General features: G+C 65.2%; 19 protein-coding genes and 3 tRNA genes. 18 read left to right on the plus strand and 4 right to left on the minus strand.

Features of this window, described 5'->3' with window-relative positions; all coding sequences use genetic code 11:
* Positions 1 to 37 precede the first annotated feature (37 nt).
* The 14 genes from trmFO to LKE50_06730 all read left to right on the plus strand — a co-directional run bounded on the left by trmFO (position 38) and on the right by LKE50_06730 (position 13,951).
* Positions 38 to 1,363, plus strand: coding sequence for a methylenetetrahydrofolate--tRNA-(uracil(54)-C(5))-methyltransferase (FADH(2)-oxidizing) TrmFO (gene trmFO / locus LKE50_06665; protein MCH3968282.1), 1,326 nt, complete (start codon positions 38 to 40; stop codon positions 1,361 to 1,363).
* Complete coding sequence (locus LKE50_06670; GenBank protein ID MCH3968283.1) at positions 1,360 to 2,304, plus strand: tyrosine recombinase XerC; 945 nt, start codon at positions 1,360 to 1,362, stop codon at positions 2,302 to 2,304. The genes trmFO and LKE50_06670 overlap by 4 nt, the downstream gene beginning before the upstream one ends.
* 163 nt (positions 2,305 to 2,467) lie before the next feature.
* Positions 2,468 to 3,286 (plus strand): 30S ribosomal protein S2, encoded by an 819-nt coding sequence (gene rpsB / locus LKE50_06675; GenBank protein ID MCH3968284.1) that lies wholly within the window; start codon positions 2,468 to 2,470, stop codon positions 3,284 to 3,286.
* A gap of 41 nt (positions 3,287 to 3,327) precedes the next feature.
* On the plus strand, positions 3,328 to 4,200 hold the full coding sequence (gene tsf, locus LKE50_06680) for a translation elongation factor Ts (protein MCH3968285.1): 873 nt from the start codon (positions 3,328 to 3,330) through the stop codon (positions 4,198 to 4,200).
* 227 nt (positions 4,201 to 4,427) lie between these two features.
* Positions 4,428 to 5,105, plus strand: coding sequence for a UMP kinase (gene pyrH / locus LKE50_06685; GenBank protein ID MCH3968286.1), 678 nt, complete (start codon positions 4,428 to 4,430; stop codon positions 5,103 to 5,105).
* Complete coding sequence (frr, locus tag LKE50_06690; GenBank protein ID MCH3968287.1) at positions 5,102 to 5,647, plus strand: ribosome recycling factor; 546 nt, start codon at positions 5,102 to 5,104, stop codon at positions 5,645 to 5,647. The genes pyrH and frr overlap by 4 nt, the downstream gene beginning before the upstream one ends.
* A complete protein-coding gene (locus LKE50_06695) occupies positions 5,647 to 6,432 on the plus strand; it encodes an isoprenyl transferase (protein MCH3968288.1) in 786 nt (261 codons plus the stop codon). The genes frr and LKE50_06695 overlap by 1 nt, the downstream gene beginning before the upstream one ends.
* Positions 6,429 to 7,373, plus strand: coding sequence for a phosphatidate cytidylyltransferase (locus LKE50_06700; protein ID MCH3968289.1), 945 nt, complete (start codon positions 6,429 to 6,431; stop codon positions 7,371 to 7,373). The genes LKE50_06695 and LKE50_06700 overlap by 4 nt, the downstream gene beginning before the upstream one ends.
* Positions 7,370 to 8,569, plus strand: coding sequence for a 1-deoxy-D-xylulose-5-phosphate reductoisomerase (gene dxr, locus LKE50_06705; protein MCH3968290.1), 1,200 nt, complete (start codon positions 7,370 to 7,372; stop codon positions 8,567 to 8,569). The genes LKE50_06700 and dxr overlap by 4 nt, the downstream gene beginning before the upstream one ends.
* The gene (locus tag LKE50_06710) at positions 8,566 to 9,594 is read left to right on the plus strand and encodes a site-2 protease family protein (protein ID MCH3968291.1); all 1,029 of its coding nucleotides are present in this window, start codon (positions 8,566 to 8,568) and stop codon (positions 9,592 to 9,594) included. The genes dxr and LKE50_06710 overlap by 4 nt, the downstream gene beginning before the upstream one ends.
* Positions 9,495 to 9,950: a site-2 protease family protein gene (locus LKE50_06715; protein MCH3968292.1), complete on the plus strand. Its 456-nt coding sequence runs from the start codon at positions 9,495 to 9,497 to the stop codon at positions 9,948 to 9,950. Before LKE50_06710 ends, LKE50_06715 begins: the two co-directional genes overlap by 100 nt.
* Before the next feature lie 11 nt (positions 9,951 to 9,961).
* Positions 9,962 to 11,065, plus strand: a complete 1,104-nt coding sequence (gene ispG, locus LKE50_06720; GenBank protein MCH3968293.1) for a flavodoxin-dependent (E)-4-hydroxy-3-methylbut-2-enyl-diphosphate synthase — start codon at positions 9,962 to 9,964, stop codon at positions 11,063 to 11,065.
* Positions 11,066 to 11,169: 104 nt separating this feature from the next.
* Entirely contained in the window at positions 11,170 to 12,876 is a 1,707-nt protein-coding gene (locus LKE50_06725; protein MCH3968294.1) for a proline--tRNA ligase, read from the plus strand.
* Positions 12,877 to 12,937: 61 nt separating this feature from the next.
* Positions 12,938 to 13,951: an alpha-hydroxy-acid oxidizing protein gene (locus LKE50_06730; protein ID MCH3968295.1), complete on the plus strand. Its 1,014-nt coding sequence runs from the start codon at positions 12,938 to 12,940 to the stop codon at positions 13,949 to 13,951.
* Positions 13,952 to 14,073: 122 nt separating this feature from the next.
* On the opposite strand, the gene LKE50_06735 is transcribed toward LKE50_06730, so the two are convergent.
* Positions 14,074 to 14,149: transfer RNA gene (locus tag LKE50_06735), tRNA-Ile, on the minus strand.
* 71 nt (positions 14,150 to 14,220) lie between these two features.
* Positions 14,221 to 14,296, minus strand: a tRNA-Ala gene (locus tag LKE50_06740).
* Between the two features lie 107 nt (positions 14,297 to 14,403).
* Between LKE50_06740 and LKE50_06745 the strand changes: the two genes are divergently transcribed.
* The 3 genes from LKE50_06745 (at position 14,404) to LKE50_06755 (ending at position 16,032) form a co-directional block, all read left to right on the plus strand.
* Positions 14,404 to 15,417, plus strand: a complete 1,014-nt coding sequence (locus tag LKE50_06745) for a hypothetical protein (protein ID MCH3968296.1) — start codon at positions 14,404 to 14,406, stop codon at positions 15,415 to 15,417.
* A 3-nt stretch (positions 15,418 to 15,420) separates the two neighbouring features.
* Positions 15,421 to 15,831 carry a hypothetical protein gene (locus tag LKE50_06750; protein ID MCH3968297.1) on the plus strand — a complete coding sequence of 137 codons (411 nt, stop codon included), beginning with the start codon at positions 15,421 to 15,423 and terminating at the stop codon, positions 15,829 to 15,831.
* A gap of 126 nt (positions 15,832 to 15,957) precedes the next feature.
* A tRNA-Val gene (locus tag LKE50_06755) sits at positions 15,958 to 16,032 on the plus strand.
* Positions 16,033 to 16,164: 132 nt separating this feature from the next.
* Here LKE50_06755 and fetB read toward each other — a convergent pair.
* Together fetB and LKE50_06765 are read right to left on the minus strand one after the other, a co-directional pair.
* Positions 16,165 to 16,959: an iron export ABC transporter permease subunit FetB gene (gene fetB / locus LKE50_06760; protein MCH3968298.1), complete on the minus strand. Its 795-nt coding sequence runs from the start codon at positions 16,957 to 16,959 to the stop codon at positions 16,165 to 16,167.
* On the minus strand, positions 16,956 to 17,633 hold the full coding sequence (locus tag LKE50_06765; GenBank protein MCH3968299.1) for an ATP-binding cassette domain-containing protein: 678 nt from the start codon (positions 17,631 to 17,633) through the stop codon (positions 16,956 to 16,958). Before LKE50_06765 ends, fetB begins: the two co-directional genes overlap by 4 nt.
* Positions 17,634 to 17,800: 167 nt before the next feature.
* On the opposite strand from LKE50_06765, the gene LKE50_06770 reads away from it, so the two are divergent.
* Positions 17,801 to 18,172 carry a VOC family protein gene (locus LKE50_06770; protein MCH3968300.1) on the plus strand — a complete coding sequence of 124 codons (372 nt, stop codon included), beginning with the start codon at positions 17,801 to 17,803 and terminating at the stop codon, positions 18,170 to 18,172.
* The last annotated feature ends 125 nt before the right edge of the window (positions 18,173 to 18,297 follow it).

The raw sequence follows: 18,297 nt of genomic DNA on the forward strand, positions 1-18,297 counted from the left end.
CATGGCGTGCCCATGCCAAGGTATGTTTGGGGGATGCATGGCTCAGGTCAGCGTTGTCGGAGGAGGCCTCGCAGGCTCGGAATGCGCGCTCCAACTCGCCTCCCGCGGCGTAGACGTCGTGCTCTTCGAGCAGCGTCCCGTCCATACGACGGCTGCGCACAGGACGGATGGGCTTGCCGAGCTCGTCTGCTCGAACTCACTCAAGTCGTCTCGTCCTGACAGCGCGGCAGGCCTCCTCAAGGAGGAGCTCGCGCTCATGGGCTCGCAACTCCTCGAGGTGGCCCATGAGGCCGCCGTCCCTGCGGGCGGCGCCCTCGCGGTCGACCGTGACGCCTTCTCGCAGGCGGTCACCGCCCGCATTGCCTCTGAGCCTGCCATAACGCTCGTGCGCGAGGAGGTCTCCTCGATCCCCTCAGGTCCCTGTGTGATAGCTGCCGGGCCGCTGTGCTCTGACGCCCTGTTCAAGGCGGTCTCAGGGCTCGTGGGCGGCGAGGCCATGTCGTTCTTCGATGCCGCAGCGCCCATCGTCGACGCCGATACGCTCGATCGCTCGATCGTCTTCGAGCAGTCCCGGTATGACGAGGAAGGCTCGGGCGACTATCTGAACTGCCCCTTCTCGCGGGATGAGTACGAGGCCTTCCACGCGGCCTTGGTCTCGGCCTCGCGCGTCATCGCCCGTGACTTCGAGCAGGGTGACCTGTTCTGTGCCTGCCAGCCAGCCGAGGAGGTCGCACGGACCGGCCTCGACTCGCTGAGGTTCGGCGCCATGAAGCCGGTCGGCCTCGTCGACCCGAGGACGGGGCATCGCCCGTGGGCTGCCGTGCAGCTGAGGAGCGAGAATGCGGCCCGTACGGCCTATAACCTCGTCGGCTTCCAGACCAACCTCACCTGGCCCGAGCAGCGTCGGGTCTTCCGGATGATTCCCGGGCTCTCCCATGCTGAGTTCTTCCGGTATGGCGTCATGCATCGCAACTCCTTCGTGGACGCACCACGCGTGCTCGACCACACCTTCGCGGTCCCTGGGACCCAGGTCCGTCTGGCCGGGCAGATCTGTGGTACCGAAGGGTATACGGAGGCGATTGCATCGGGGCTCCTCGCTGCCCTGAACACCGCCGCCGCGCTTGATGGCAGGCCGGCCGTCTCCCTTCCGCGTACGGGGGCGTTGGGCTCGCTCGTCTCCTATGCGACGGACCCGGCGACGAGTCCCTACCAACCCATGCACGTGAACTTCGGCCTCGTGCCGCCCTTGGAGGGCCCGCGTCTCAAGAAGCGCGAGCGCTACCAGGCCTACGCCGACCGCGCGCGCCGTGACCTCATGGGATATCTGGAGGGTCGTCCCGACCTTGGGATCGACCTCACATGAGCAGGGATCATGAGGTTCCTGTGGCCGTGGGGGAGGGGCCGGATCCCGTCCTCGAGCCCCTCGTGGGACGGTTCCTGTCGTACCTCGGAGATGTCAGGAACCTCTCGCCCAACACCGTGCGTGCATACGGTGCCGACCTCGCATCCTTCCAGGAGTGGGTGGCGAGGTCGGGGGTAGAGCCGCTCCATGTCACCCATCGTCAGCTGAGGCTCTATCTCTCGGAGCAGTCACGGGCGCGGTACTCCACCCACACCATCGATCGCAGGCTCTCGGCCATCCGCTCGTTCTACCGCTGGCTCGTCGACGAGGGGATCACGGACGAGGACGCGGCGGCTGCGTTGGCGACTCCCAAGGCGGCACGCCTGCTTCCGAAGACCTTGACCGACGCCGAGGTCGAGCTCCTCATAGGCTCCGTCGACGGCGATGACGCGTGTTCGGTCCGCGACCGGACCATGCTCGAGCTCCTCTATGCCACGGGCGCGCGCATATCCGAGCTCTCGCACCTTGACGTTGCGGACGTCGACCTCTCGCAGGGGCAGGTGAGCCTCTTCGGGAAGGGGTCCAAGCAGCGGATCGTCCCCATCTATGACCTTGCCGTCGAGCAGGTCCATGCCTATCTGCTCCGGGCAAGGCCCACGCTTGCGCGCAATGGCAAGGAGCCCACGAGCGCCCTGCTCCTCTCGACCAGGGGACGCAGGATGAGCGCCGACGCGCTCCGTACCCGCTTCGAGCATGACGCGCGTGCGGCGGGGCTCGACGCGACCCTCACACCTCACGCCATGCGGCACTCCTATGCCACCGAGCTCCTCTCGGGGGGAGCCGACCTGAGGAGCGTGCAGGAGCTGCTTGGCCATGAGAGCCTCTCGACCACGCAGATCTACACGCATCTCTCGGTCGACCGCCTCAAGGCCGCCACACGACAGGCACATCCCCGTAGCTGAGGTGACGACAAGTCATGCTATACTCTCACTCGCTGTGCAAAAGCACGGCATACATAACACGCGTGGCTACCTGATGGCCATGGTGCCCAGGACTTACAAGCCATGACCTGGGTGGTCCGTCAGGGTCGACCCCACGCGCAAGGCTAACCAGAAGGAGAACGCAATGGCTGTCAAGATCAACATCAACACCCTGCTCGAGGCCGGCTGCCACTATGGTCACCAGACGCGTCGCTGGAACCCCAAGATGAAGCCCTACATCTTCGGTGAGCGCAACGACATCTACATCCTTGACCTCAAGCAGACCATCCTTGATGCCGACAAGGCATACACGTTCCTGCGTGACACCGCCTCCAAGGGCGGCAAGGTCCTCTTCGTGGGTACCAAGAAGCAGGCACAGGACCCCGTGCAGATCCAGGCTGACCGCTGCGGCATGCCCTACATCAACCAGCGCTGGCTCGGCGGCGTCCTCACCAACTTCGTCACCATGCGCTCGCGTATCGACCGCATGGAGGAGCTCGAGGCCATGGTCGAGGACGGCCGCATGGCCCTTCTCCCCAAGAAGGAGCAGGCGCTCCTGGGCAAGGAGCTCGGTAAGCTCCAGCGCAACCTCGGTGGCGTCCGCGACATGAAGGCCACGCCCCAGGCGCTCTTCGTCGTCGACTCGAAGCGTGAGGAGATCGCGGTACGCGAGGCAAACCGCCTGCACATCCCCGTCGTCGCGCTCCTCGACACCAACTCGGACCCTGACGTCATCGACTATGGCATCCCTGCCAACGACGACGCGATCCGCTCCGTCTCGCTCATGTGCGAGCTTGCTGCCGACGCCGTCCTTGCCGGCACCGGCAAGGAGCAGGTCACGGCTGAGGAGATGGCCGCCGCTCCCGCAGCCGCCCCTGTGGCCACCGCTCCCGAGGCAGCGCCTGCAGCTGCCCCCGAGGCCGCGGCGCCTGCAGCTGCCCCCGAGGCCGCACCTGCCAAGTAGCTCGTCCAACCGCTCATCTGAATCCCGAATAGAGGTATCCAATGGCTACTGTTACCGCAGCTCTGGTCAAGCAGCTCCGCGAGATGACCGACTCACCCATGATGGAGTGCAAGAAGGCCCTGGTCGAGGCCGATGGCGACATCGAGAAGGCCGTCGACGTGCTGCGTACCATGGGCATGGCCAAGGCCGTCAAGAAGGCTGGCCGCGAGACCAACGAGGGCACCATCGGCGTCTCCATCTCGGATGACTCCCGCTCGGGCGCGCTCGTCGAGGTCACCTGCGAGACCGACTTCGTGGGCACCAACCCCAAGTTCACCGGGTTCGCCAAGGCCCTGGCTCAGGTCGTCGCCAAGAACGACCCTGCCGACGTCGAGGCGCTGAAGGCATGCCAGTTCGACGAGAAGGACACGGTCGACTCGGCCCTCACCGAGATGATCCACACCATGGGCGAGAACATGAAGATCGCTCGCTTCTCGAGGCTCTCCGTCGAGTCCGGTGCCCTCTCGAGCTACGTCCACCTTGGCGGCAAGCTCGGCGTCATCGTCGAGTTCGCCTTCTCCAAGCCTGAGACTGCTGCCAATGACGAGTTCAAGGCCTTCGCACACGACGTCGCCATGCAGGTGGCCGCTGCCACCCCCATCTGCGCCCGTCGCGAGGACGTCCCTGCTGACACCATCGAGCATGAGAAGTCCATCTATAAGGCGCAGGCCGCCGACTCCGGCAAGCCCGAGGCCATCCAGGAGAAGATCGCCGAGGGGCGTCTCGAGAAGTTCTATCGCGAGAGCGTCCTTACCGAGCAGGTCTTCATCAAGGACTCCGAGACCACGATCTCGGAGCTTGCCAAGAAGGTCGGCTCCACGTGCGGCGACACGATCCAAATCATGAAGTTCGTGCGTTTCACCTTCGGCGAGTAGCCCGAGACCCGATCGATCCTGCAGAGGCCGGCGCCTATGGCGTCGGCCTCTGTCATGTGCAGACCCCCTGCCACATGCCCTGCGTGACCGGTCTGAGGTATCAGCTCTGCTAGAATCATCGAGGTATAACAGCGCCCAGGCGGCGCCAAAGGAAGGGATGTCGCGTGGCGGACCATACGGACTACAAGTACAAGCGCGTGCTCCTCAAGCTCTCAGGCGAGGCCCTCATGGGTAGCGGCCAGGGTAACATCGACCCTGACGTCCTCAACAAGCTCGCTGAGGAGATCCGCGTCATCCACGACGACGGCGTCGAGGTCGGCGTCGTGGTCGGTGGTGGCAACATCTTCAGGGGGATGTCTGGGGCCGCGGCGGGTATGGAGCGCGCTCAGGCTGACTACATCGGCATGCTCGCCACGGTCATGAATGCCCTCGCCATCCAGGATGCCTTCGAGAAGCACGGCCTGACGAGTCGCGTCATGAGCGCCATCGAGATGCATGAGATATGCGAGACCTATATCCGTCGTCGCGCGATCCGTCACCTCGAGAAGGGCCGCGTCTGCATCTTCGCTGCCGGAACGGGCAACCCCTACTTCACCACCGACACGGCAGCGGCCCTGCGGGCCTGCGAGATCGATGCCGACTGTCTCATGAAGGCCACCAAGGTCGATGGCATCTATGACATGGACCCCGCCGTGCACCCCGAGGCCAAGAAGTTCGACGTCATCTCCTACCATGAGGTGCTCATGCGCGACCTCAAGGTCATGGACGCCTCGGCCACGGCCCTGTGCAACGACAACTCCATGCCGATTATCGTCTTCAACATGACCGAGCAAGACGTCTTCAAGCGGGCCCTCATGGGGGAGTCCGTCGGCACCACCGTCATCCGGGAGGAGAACAACCAATGAGCGATATCCAGGACTTCACGCGCGACCACATGGACAAGTGCGTCACATCCCTCAAGGCGAACTTCGCGAAGGTCCGCACCGGACGGGCCAACCCGCACGTCCTCGATTCCATCAGGGTCGACTACTACGGCGTAGCCACGCCCATCACGCAGCTTGCTGCCGTGAAGGTCCCCGAGGCGACCATGCTCGTCGTGGAGCCTTGGGACAAGACAGCCCTGAACGCCATCGAGAAGGCCATCGCCACCTCCGACCTCGGCATCACCCCCGGAAACGATGGCTCTGCCATCAGGCTGCCGTTCCCGAGCCCCACCGAGGAGCGCCGCCGCGAGCTTGCCAAGGAGTGCCGTGCCTATGGCGAGGACGCGCGTGTCGCCGTGCGCAACGTCCGTCGCGAGGCCAACACCAAGCTCGAGCATGATGACGACCTCTCCGACGATGATGTGACACGCGGCAAGCAGCAGGTCCAGAAGGTCACCGATTCGTTCATCGAGAAGATCGACGAACTCGTCAAGGCCAAAGAGGCCGAGGTCATGGAGATCTAGTGCAACGAGACGAGAAAAAGCTCAGGGACTACTTCTGCAATCCCCCTGAGGACATCTCACTCGACTCGGTCGACCTCGACCGCATGCCGCACCACGTCTCCATCATCATGGATGGGAACGGGCGTTGGGCGACGGAACGTGGGCTCGAGCGGGGGGCTGGTCACGAGGCGGGCGTGAAGGCGCTTCGCGAGACCATCACGGCGAGCGTGCGCCTTGGCATCGACGTGCTGTCGGCCTACGCCTTCTCCACCGAGAACTGGAAGAGGCCCCAACATGAGGTCGACCTCCTCATGCACCTCTTTGCCACGACGCTCCTGCGCGAGCTGCCGCTGTTCGATCGCGAGAACGTCCAGCTGCGCTTCCTTGGCGACCTTGCGGGCCTTCCCGCGGCGACCCGAGACGTGTTCCAGGAGGGCCTCGACCGTACGGCGCACCACACCGGTATGGTGCTGGCCCTCGCCGTGAACTACGGCAGCAGGGCAGAGATCGTGAGGGCGTGTCAGATGATCTCTGCGAAGGTCGCCGCAGGCGAGCTCTCCGCTGATGACATCGACGACAAGGTGGTCTCGGATGCCCTCTACACGGAGGGCCTTCCTGACCCCGAGCTGCTCATCCGCACGTCTGGCGAGCTGAGGCTCTCCAACTACCTGCTCTGGCAGCTTGCCTATACCGAGTTCTATGTATGGGACGGTTACTGGCCTGACTTCTCCCGTTGGCAGCTCCTTCGCGCCATCGACTCCTTCCAGCACCGCAACCGCAGGTTCGGCGGGGTGTCTGCCTCATGAGCGACGCCAATGGCCCTGCCAGCCAGGAGTCTGCCTCCCAGCGTGATGACCGGCGTGCGGCCCGTGAGGAGCGTCGCGAGGCCCACGAGAGCCAGCGCGTCGTCGGCGACCTCAAGAGCCAGAAGGTGCGTGGCGGAGCCGAGCGGGTCCTGACCCGTACCACCTCGGGTGCCATCTATGCCATCACCATCCTCGTCTGCCTCTACCTCGGTCCCATTGCCACGGACCTCCTCGTGGCGGCCATGTCGTGGCTCTGCTGCTCCGAGTTCTTCCGCATCATCCGCATGGGCGGCAGGATGCCGAACGAGTTCATCGGACTTGCCTTTGCCGTGGCGTTCCCCGTCTCGGTCCTCCTGCATGGGTCGGTCATGCTGTTCCTCCTGTTCTGCCTGGTGTTCGCTGTAGGCGTCTGGTATGTGGCAACGCCGAGGGCGAGCATCGCCGACGTCGCCGCCACCGTCTTCGGCCCGGTCTATACCGGTCTCATGCTCTCGGCCATCGTCTCCATCCGCGTGTGCGACGCTGGCGGCGAGGGAGCCTTGCTCACCTTTGCCGTCATGGCGTCCGTCTGGATCAACGACGCCGCCGCCTACTTCGTGGGGTCCCGCATCGGACGTCATCCGCTTGCGCCACGCATATCGCCTCACAAGAGCATCGAGGGCCTCGTGGGAGGCATCCTGGGCTCCTTGGTCGTCTGGCTGGCGATCGCCTTCATCGGGGTCCGGTCGGTCTCGCTGCCGCTTGCCGTCTGCGCGGCGCTGCTCTCGGCCGCGGCAAGCGTCATGGGAGACCTCTTCGAGAGCAGGCTCAAGCGAGGGGCCGGGGTCAAGGACTCCGGCAACCTCATGCCTGGGCATGGCGGGCTGCTCGACCGTTCCGACTCCATGATCTTCGGGTGCATGGTCGCCTACTTCGTCCTGTTGATGGGAGGCGTCCTATGAGCATCTTCGAGGACACGGCCCCTTGTTCGCCGCGCCCAGAGGTCCTGCGCGTCGCGATCCTTGGATGCACGGGCTCCATCGGACGTCAGGCCCTTGACGTCTGCCGGCAGCATCCCGACCGGCTCGACGTCGTGGCGCTGGCCGTCAACTCCTCCTGCGCAGGGCTCGTGGCTGCCGCCCGCGAGTTCGGGGCGACCCACCTCGCGGTCGCCGATGCGTCCCGAGCCCATGACCCCGCGCTTGCCGACCTCTCCGATTCCTGCGAGGTCGCCTTCGGCCACGACGCTGTCGAGGACCTCTGTGACCTCGACTGCGTGGATTGCGTCCTCGTGGCTGTGGTGGGGGAGGCTGGCATAGGTGCGAGCTGGCGTACGCTCAAGGCCGACAAGATTCTTGCCTGCGCCAACAAGGAGCCCCTCGTCTCGGGGGGCGACCTCCTCATGCCCCTCGCGCGACCCGGTCGCATGCTTCCCGTCGACTCCGAGCACAGTGCGATCTTCCAGTGCCTGGTGGGGGAGAGGCACGACGAGGTCCACGCCATCTGGCTCACCTGCTCGGGAGGCCCCTTCCGGGGCCGCTCGCGCTCCGAGCTCGCCGACGTGACCGTGGCCGAGGCCCTGGCACATCCCAGCTGGTCGATGGGTCCCAAGATAACCATCGACTCCGCCTCCCTCATGAACAAGGGGCTCGAGGTCATCGAGGCGCATCATCTCTTCGACGTGCCCATCGACGACATCCACGTCGTGGTCCACCCACAGAGCCGGATCCATTCCATGGTCGAGTTCGTAGACGGGTCGGTGAAGGCCCAGCTCGGCCCATCGGACATGCGCCTCCCCATCCAGTACGCATTCTCGTACCCCGAGCGCTGGGACACGCCTGCCGACCGGGTTGACTACTCCTCGGTGGGGGAGCTCTCCTTCTCGAGCCCTGACCTCGGCGCCTTCCGCTGCCTCTCGCTCGCCTTGTCTGCCGGCCGTACCGGGGGGACCCTCCCCTGTGCCATGAACGCGGCCAACGAGGTTGCCAACGCGGCGTTCAGGAAGGGGCTCTGTCGGTTCACTGACATCGATGCCATCGTCGAGAAGGTCATGGAGGCAACCGACGTCGAGCCTGTCGCATCAATCGAGCAACTCGCAGAGGTCGACCGCCTGGCGCGCGCACGTGCCGAGCGGGCCTCGGAGGGGATTCGCCTGTGAGCGGTGCCATGTCTGTCGTCTCGGCTGTGTTCTGGGGCGTCATCATCCTTTCCCTGCTGGTGTTCGTTCACGAGGGAGGCCACTTCCTCCTCGCGCGAGCCTTCGGTGTCCGTGTGACCGAGTTCTTCCTCGGCCTCCCCTGCAGGTTCAAGCTCTCGCATCGGAGCCGTCGCTACGGTACCGAGGTCGGTGTCACCCCGCTCCTGCTTGGCGGGTATAACCGCATCTGCGGCATGGAGGGTGACGACGACGGCACGCTGGCCGGGGTGCTCGCCTGCGTGCAGGCCCACGGCCGCGTGAGCGTGGACGAGGTCGCGACCGAGTGCGCCCTCGACCATGACGTCGCCCTCGCCTCCTTGGTCACGCTGTCGGACTGGGCGAGCGTCGAGGCGTTCTACGACCCCGAGAAGGGTGAGAGGCCCACGCAGCGCTACTATCCGGAGTGCTTCCAGACGGTCCGGCGTGACGGTGCGCTCCTGACTGCCTACGACCGTGACCATGACTTCGAGGCTCCAGGCGTGAGCGATGCAGGCGCTCCTCGTCCCATCGAGGGCGAGCCCGAAGGGTTCCTCTCGGGCGAGCGTTCGCACACCTACCAAGGGCTCGGCTTCTGGAGGCGATTCTGCATCCTGGTGGCCGGCGCGACCGTGAACGTGGTCTGTGGGTTCCTTCTCGTCGTGTGCGTGCTGATGTTCGCGGGCGTCGAGACCACCACGGGCACCAACGTCATCTCTGGTGTCGTGGAGGGGTCCCTCGCACAGGACTCGGGCCTTGCCGCCGGTGACAGCATCACCGTCCGTCGCAGGGAACGCAGACCGATGACTGGGAGGCGCTCGTGGGCGCCCTCAGCGATGCCTTGGGCACCGGTCAGGACTTCGCGATCACCTATACGCATGACGGCCAGGACCTCACCTCCACGGTCCCGGTGGACGGTCGTGACACCTCTCAGTTCGGCATCTATGCCGAGCAGGGGAGGACCTATCTCGGGTTCACTGATTCCTGCGCCTATACCGCCAGCTATATAGGGGTCGTCGCAAGCTATGTTGTGAAGCTCATGATTCCCACGCACACGGCAGAGGTCCTGCAGAGCTCGACCTCGATCGTGGGGATCTCGGTCATGGCGAGCCAGGCGGCGGCTGCCGGCGCGGACCAGCTTGCCCTGTTCGCCGCGGCCATCTCGCTCTCGCTCGGGTTCATGAACCTACTGCCGATCCCGCCGCTCGATGGTGGGAAGATCCTCATCGAGGCGATCCAGGCCATCGCGCATCGCAAGATTCCGGCCAAGGCCAACCTGGTCATCAACTATATCGGCCTGGGCCTGTTCATGCTCCTCTTTGTATACATGCTCAGGCAGGACGTATTCCGCTTCATCCTCGGCTAGGGGGTTCCATGATGGCTGACCTTAGGAGGCCAGAGCTCGCATCCGCTCCGCTCTCACGGTCGCTTACGCGTCCCGTGCACGTGGGTGGCGTCACGGTGGGTGGTGGTGCCCCGGTGGTGGTGCAGTCCATGTGCAACACGGCTACCTCCGACGCGGACGCCTCGCTCGCTCAGATTGAGACGTTGATGCAGGCAGGCTGTGAGCTCATCCGTCTTGCGGTACCGCACGCCTCGGCCCTCGACGGCTTCGCCGAGGTCTGTCGCAGGAGCCCCCTCCCTGTCATCGCGGACATCCACTTCGACCATCGCCTTGCCATCTCGGCCATCGAGGCGGGCGCCTCTGCGGTCCGTATCAATCCTGGCAACGTTGGCGGATGGGACCGCGTGGACGCCGTGGTCGATGCCGCACGCGATGCGGGGGTCCCCCTGAGGATCGGCGTCAACGCAGGCTCGCTCGACCCCGCGCTCGCAGCTCGAGACGACCTCAGCCTCGAGGACAAGATGGTGGCCTCTGCGGTCTCGTATGTGAGCCATATCCATGGGAGGGGGTTCGAGGACCTCGTCCTGTCCGCCAAGGCCCATGACGTCCCCACGATGGTGGCGGTGAACAGGCGCCTCTCGACGGAGCTTCCCGAGGTCCCGCTCCACCTCGGGGTCACCGAGGCAGGCACCCCCCGACAAGGGACCATCAAGAGCTCCTGTGGGCTCGGCATCCTGCTTGCCGAGGGAATCGGTGACACCATCCGCGTGTCGCTCACGGCGCCTCCGGAAGACGAGCTTCCTGTCGCGTGGGGGATACTCCAAGCCCTTGGGATCCGTCGGCGTGGTCCCGAGATCGTGAGTTGTCCCACGTGCGGCCGCACGGAGGTCGACCTCGTCGGTCTTGCTGACCAGGTGACCGAGAGGCTTGCTGGCATCACCGCCCCCATCAGCGTCGCCGTGATGGGGTGCGTGGTGAACGGGCCAGGCGAGGCCAAGGACGCTGACCTCGGCGTGGCCTGCGGGCATGGGCAGGGCCTCCTCTTCGCGAACGGCGAGGTCGTGCGTAAGGTCCCTGAAGAGGCTATCGTCGATGAGCTGATGGCCGAGGTCGCGCGGAGGTATCCAGAGGCCTGACCTGCCTGGCTCCCAAGGGCTATGATGCAACGTGCACGGTACGGCTGCCGGCCGTGCTTCTCGAAAACGAACACCAAGGAGTACCCGTGAAGACCTATTCCAGGATGACCAACCTCTATGCACCCACGCTCAAGGAGGATCCGGCCGAGGCCGAGCTCGCGAGTCATAGGCTGCTGCTCCGCGCGGGCATGATCCGCAAGTGCGCCTCGGGCGTCTACTCCTACCTCCCGCTCGCCTGGGCATCTCTCAAGAAGATCGAGCAGATCGTGCGCGAGGAGATGGACGGCATCGGTGCGCAGGAGTGCCTCCTGCCCATCCTCACGCCCGGCGAGCTCTGGCGCGAGTCGGGGCGTTGGGACGACTACGGCCCCGAGCTCATGCGCATCTCCGACCGCCACGAGCGCGAGTTCTGCCTCGGTCCCACCCACGAGGAGACGGTGACCGACCTCGTGCGCAACGAGCTCCGCAGCTACAAGCAGCTCCCGGTGACGCTCTACCAGATCCAGACCAAGTTCCGCGACGAGATGCGTCCCCGGTTCGGGCTCATGCGCGGACGCGAGTTCATCATGAAGGACGCCTACTCCTTCAGTGCCGACCAGGCCTCGCTCCAGTCGATCTATGACGACATGAAGGGTGCCTACGCCCGTATCTGCGAGCGCTGTGGCCTGAGGGCGCTTCCCGTCGCCGCAGACTGCGGGCAGATCGGTGGCGACACCTCGGTCGAGTACATGGCGCTTGCCGATGCCGGCGAGGCAGCACTGGTGTGGTGCGACTGCGGCTTCGCGGCCGACACCGAGGCGGGCACTGCCACCATCGACGTCATGGAAGGTCCCGGAGACACCTGCGAGCGCGTCCATACGCCCTGCGAGGGGAGCTGCGAGGCCGTGGCCTCGTTCATGGGCGTCGACGTGAGAGCGACCCGGAAGTCCTTGGCCGTGATGACCGAGGGCGGTACGCCCATTCTCGCGATCATCCCAGGCGACCACGAGATGAACGACGTGAAGGCCGAGCATGCCTTCGGCACCTATCGTCTCATGGATGACGACGAGCTGGAGGCCTATGGCCTCGTGAAGGGCTTCATGGGTCCCATCGGCCTGAAGCCAGGCGTGAAGGTGGTCGCTGACGTCTCGCTCAAGGGCTCCATGAGCTGGCTCGTGGGCGGCAACGAGGACGAGACTCACATCAAGGGTGCTCGACCCGGTCGTGACTTCGAGGTCGACGAATGGGTCGACGTGGCGGCCGCACAGGAGGGCGACCTGTGCCCCGCGTGTGGGCGTCCGCTCAAGGGCGCTCGTGGCATAGAGGTCTCGCAGGTGTTCCAACTGGGCACCAAGTACTCCAAGACCCTCGGTGCGACCTTCGCCGACGAGAACGGCGACGAGCAGCCCCTCATCATGGGATGCTATGGCGTGGGCGTCTCTCGCACGCTTGCCGCCGTGGTCGAGCAGCACAACGACGAGCACGGCATCTGCTGGCCCGTCTCGGTCGCCCCGTACGAGGTCGAGGTCATACCCCTCGACGTGGATGGCGACCTCGTCTGGCCGGCAGCTCAGAGGGTCGCTGAGGCGCTCGTGGGCGCTGGCGTCGAGACGATCATGGACGACCGTGCCGAGCGGCCCGGCGTCAAGTTCAACGACGCGGACCTCTATGGGTTCCCCTACCAGGTCGTCTGTGGCAAGCGCGCCGTCAAGGACGGGAACTGCGAAGTCAAGAACAGGCAGACCGGCGAGCGCGAGGTCGTCTCGCTCGACGAGGTCGCGTCGGTCCTCGCCGCACGCGTCGCTGCCGAGCGCGAGCCTGCCTGCGACTGAGGACGAAGTCAGGCGGCATCGCCGTGCGTCCCTCCAACCACCAGCGGGCGAAGGAGCTCATATGACATACGCCGAGATAGCACATGAGGCCCAAGGGAAGATGGGACCCTGCCATGCCTGCCCGGTCTGTGACGGGAGGGCCTGCACGAACCATATCCCCGGTCCAGGGGCCAAGGGCACGGGCAACGTCTCCACGAGGAACTACGAGGCGTGGTGCACGTTCCGCCTCAACATGGACACGCTCCATGCGTCGTTCGTCCCGGACCTCACGACCGAGTTCCTGGGCAGGACGCTCTCGCTCCCCGTCATGGTGGGGCCGGTCGGTGACGTGCAACGCCACTACGGCACCGCGTTCGACGACGTCACCTACAACGAGTGCGTGCTCACTGCTGCCGCCTCCGCAGGCACGGTCGCCTTCACCGGCGACGGCCTCAGGCCCGAGGTGGTCGAAGGGGCGGCTTCGCTCATCGGCAGGTTGGGAGGCGCCGGCATCCCCACGATCAAGCCTTGGGCGGCAGATGTGGTGCGGCAGAAGCTCGACCTGGTACGCGCTGCGGACCCGGTCGCCATCGCCATGGACGTCGATGCCGCCGGGCTCCCGTTCCTCAAGGACCAGGACCCTCCCGCGGGCTTCAAGTCAGTCAAGGAACTTGCCTCGATCATCTCGGACTGCGACCAACCCTTCATCGTGAAGGGCGTCATGAGCGCGTCAGGTGCCGAGAAGGCCGTCAAGGCAGGGGCGGCCGCAGTCGTGGTCTCGAACCATGGAGGTCGTGTGCTCGACGGGGTCCCGTCGACGGCTGAGGTGCTCCCGGACGTGGTGGATGCCGTCGGCGATGACGTCGCGGTCCTCGTGGACGGTGGCATCCGCAGCGGTACGGACGTGTTCAGGGCGCTTGCCCTCGGTGCCGATGCGGTGCTTCTCGCACGCCCGTTCGTCGTGGCGGCCTACGGCAACGGCCAACAGGGTGTCAGGGACCTCATCAGTGTCCTCTCGGACGAGCTCGCTGACGTCATGGGCATGTGCGGCGCCGCATCCATCGACGACATCGACGAGGACATGCTCACCTGGTAGGGCAGGGTATCCGAGAAGGACCTTGGCCCCTCTCCTCCGACCCCTGCACACCAACTGCACGCATCGGAGAGATACACAAAAGAGCAGGCCACGACTTTCTATGCCGTGACCTGCTTGTTTGTTGGTGGGCCCAGTAGGATTCGAACCTACGACCTAGGGATTATGAGTCCCCTGCGCTGACCGCTGCGCCATGGGCCCTTCTCGTCCGATGGGGACGTGGGGGAATCAAAAAAAGGGCGGCGACCTTCGCCGCCGCCCCATTGTTCACATGGTGGAGATAAGGGGGTTCGAACCCCTGACCTCATGACTGCCAGTCATGCGCTCTCCCAGCTGAGCTATATCCCCGTGCCGTTGCGTTGATTACTATACCAAAGCGCGCCGAGCGGTCAAGGGGAGATTTGCTACAGTGGGTCAGGAAGGTTCTTGCCCGAAGAGGCGAAGCAGGGGAGATTATGGCGGCAAGCTCACAGGATGATGCCGAACCCAGGGGGAGAAACTATCTCCAGATCCTTGGGATCCTCTTCCTCGTCTGGCACTCCATCCTCTCGATCGTGCTCGTCCTGGTGTCCCTGGCATCCATCCTGGGTGCCTTCCATGTGCTCAAGCTGCCATACGACCTGCCCGACTCCATAGCGGTCGGTCCCTATCCCGTCGACGTACGGGTGGCCTCCCTCGTCTTCCTCGTATTGTGCCTCGGGGTGGTGGCCCTTGGGTTCTTCCTCGGGATCTATTCGATCAGGGTGTCACGTCATCCCATGCTGGCGAGAAGGGCGTCGCGCCTTGCCATCGTGGTGCTGGTCCTGAGCCTGCTCGGGCTCGTGGGATACCTCTCGCAGCATGACTTCGTCATGGTCCTCGTCTTCCTCTATTCGTCGCTGCTGACCGGCGCCCTTCTGGTGAACCTCGCGACGACGGCCCGGTGCGTCGAGAGCGGGAGCATCAGTGCCGAGGCACCTACGCCGGACCGGGACTCCCTCGAGAGCGCTGGTGCCTTCGGCCCCGGGCAGGCAGACCTCACGCCTGACGCCCGCGGGCTCAGGGGCTTCTCGACTATCATGCTCATCTGGGGGGTCCTCAAGGTCTTCATGGGCCTCATGCTGCTCTTCGGGATGCCTGCGGACGAGGCATTCGGCCATGACCTGCTCTCGTTCCTCGCCTCGGCCTATGGCACCGGGCTGGTGTTCGTGGTCGGCGGTGGCATCGACATGGCCTGTGGTGGCTTCTCGCGGTCGCTCTCGGCGGCTCCCACGTACGCTACGGTCGCGATTGGCCTCGCGACCCTGTGCGTCATCCTGTATGCCGTCGTACTCGTGGGGTGCGGCCTTTCGCGGGCGCTTGGTGTCTCCACTGACAGCCAGCAGGTCTTCACGGCAGCCCTCGACGTGCTCCTGGGCGCGGCTGTGCTCTGGTATGCACGCAGGGTCATCAATGATGGTGCGGCTTCGTCCGCCGAGAGGGGAGACTGAGCCTTGTCTGCTGACCAGAGGCTTCTCAAGATCCTGAGCGTCCTGCTCCTCTGCTGGGCCATCGCCTGTGCCGCGATTGCGGCCTATGACGTCATGGCACTGCTCTCCACGGACTCCTACTCCGAGGGAGGCCTCTTCCTCCTCGTGGTCCTTCTCGCGGATGTCGCGCTCTCGGTCCTGATGGGCGTCACGGGTGTCATCGGGGCAAACAGCCCCCGGCGCGTCGGCGGCTTCCTCGTGTCGACGTATGTGGCCTTGGGTGTCCAGGTAGCGACCCTTGTCGCCAACCTGGTCTTCTCGCGGGTCTTTGCCTCGCAGTCCCTGGAGGCGGTCGCCTCCGGTGCCATCATGCTCGCGGTCTCCGTCGTCGCGCTGGTGCTCGGGCGTAGGGTCAGAGCCCAGGTCGAGGCCTGACGCCTCCTTTCGAGCTCGCATGGGCGGCAGCGTCGTATGCGTGCCGGCGGAGGCGGATGGCAACGTGGGCCTTGGCGGCGCGGGAGTCTGTGCTACAATGACGCTCGCCGTCTCGACGGCAAAGCGGGGCGACTAGCTCAGGGGTAGAGCGCTTCCTTCACACGGAAGAGGTCGCTGGTTCGAAACCAGCGTCGCCCACCATAAGAAAAAACGAGGTCGGACCAGTCAAATGGTTCGGCCTCGTGTCTTTTCGGGCTGTAAGCCAACATGGGTAGCCAACGAAGTGCCCAACAGGATGGGAAGACCCGGGCCCGTGCCATGCTTCGGGAGGCCTCAGCGCTCCCTGAGCCCCGGTTCCAGGAAGACACCGTTCTTGTCGAACCGCTTACGGTACCCCAGGCCCACCACCAGCACGTTGCAGATGGTCGTGGCGGCAGAGATCATGAGGAGCACCACGATCTGGTACTTGGCAGCCATGAGGGGGTCGGCTCCTGCAAGGATCTGGCCGCTCATCATGCCCGGGATGGTCACGAGCCCCGCTGCGCACATCGTGGAGAGCGTCGGTATCATCCCTGACCTGATGGAGGAGGCCATAGAGGCATGTGCTGCCTCTGCCGGTGTGGCCCCCAAGGCCGTGAGCGAGAGGATCTCGTCCGCTCGGGTGTCGAGGTCCGCATAGAGGCGGTCAAGTGCCACGGCGGCGGCGCTCATCGAGTTTCCGAGGACCATGCCCCCGAGCGTGAGTACCGTGCGAGCGTCCCAGAGTGGGTCTGGCCGTACCACGAGGGCCACCACGGCGCAGGTGACCGTGGCGCTTGTCACGAAGAGCGAGATGAAGAGCGTGGGTCCCAGTCCCGACGGCCCGTTCTTCACACGTCCCCTGGCGATGATGGTGGCGCTCACGAGCATCACGAGGAGCAGTGCCCCCACGAGCCAGGGAGTCTGGTACTGGAAGACGTACCCGAGCACGATTCCGAGCGCGATGAGCTGCAGGAACACGCGCAGCGTGGCCACTGCGATGTCTTTGGTGAGCCCCAACCGGAGGCGTCTCGAGGCGATGCCTGCTGCCAGCATGAAGCAGGCCGCGAGGGCGAGCTGCCAGTTCCCTATGGGTACGACGCCGCTCATGAGAGGTCCTCCTCGACGAAGGTGCCGTCGCCAAATGCGAGACGGCGCATCGTGTAGCGGTCCGGGTCGCGGTGGCGGATGCGAAGGCACCCCCGGTGCCCCTCGCCTACGTACCGAGCCGTGAGCTCGCCGATCCTCTCCATGCTCTCGGTGTCGAGCGATGCGTCTGCCTCGTCGAGGAGCAGCACGTCGGGGTCGGTAACGATGGTGCGGACGAGTGCCACGCGAGCCTTCTGGCCGAGCGAGAGCCGGCTCACGTCACGTGTGAGCTCCACATCATCGAGGCCGACGTCATCGAGCAGGGCTCGCATCCTTCCCTCGTCGGGCGCCCCTGACGCGGCACGAACGGACATCGAGTAGGGGAGCAGCAGGTTCTCCGCGACCGTCCCTCGCACGAGTGCGGGGCTCTGGGGGAGCAGGGTGACGCGTGCGCGCCAGTGCTGCGGCGTGAAGGACGAGGAGTCGGTCCCATCGAGCCGCACGCGGCCCGTGGCCCCGGGCTCGAGGAGCGCCAGCGTGCGGAGGAGCGTGGTCTTCCCGCATCCAGAGGGGCCCGTGACGTCGACGACCTCCCCCTCGTCCAGGTGGAACGCGACATCAGAGAAGACGGTCCTCTCGCTGCCGTCCTGTGCGAGCGTGACGGCGAGGTCTGAGGTATCAAGGAGGTGCTTCATATGATCCGATCCTGTTTGAGGGTGACGTTCGAGAACCACCCTGAGTCTAGTGCTTGGCGCAGACCTCGCACCCCACCATGCTTGCCTGGAACGGCGTTCTCGCTGCCCTGCTACAATGTGGCAGGTCATACGTATGGGCGGCAGGAGCCGCAAGGATTGGAGCCACCATGTCCGTCTCAGATCCGGTCGCAGACCTCGGCCTGCGCATCGCGCACATCGGTATCAACGCCGCCTCCGACGCCGAGGCAGAGGCTGTCGCCGCCAAGTTCCAGGCACTCATGGGCCTTCCTCGCAACGCGGTGGCTCCCATCTCCGTGTTCTCGGGCACGCTCGTCGAGACCATGAAGGGATGCGGACGTGGCGAGAAGGGCCATATCGGCTTCCATGTGGATGACATCCCGGCTGCCGAGGAGTACTTCTCGGGCCGTGGCTTCGAGGTCGATGAGGCGTCTCGTAAGCTCAACCCCGATGGCACGACCTTCCTCGTCTACTTCAAGGAGCAGGTCGGTGGCTTCGCGATCCATCTCACGCAAGGCTGAGCTGGCTGTCAGGCGCTGCCTGCCCCACGGCATGCCTCGTGCCGTCACCTTGTCGTGCGCACATTCTTGCCCGTCGTATCCAAATCCCCTCGCAGGGCGTCGCCCTGCCCGTTCACAGGACGTGA

It is taken from the genome of Atopobiaceae bacterium (assembly GCA_022483015.1).
In the GTDB taxonomy this organism is placed as follows: domain Bacteria; phylum Actinomycetota; class Coriobacteriia; order Coriobacteriales; family Atopobiaceae; genus JALCUE01.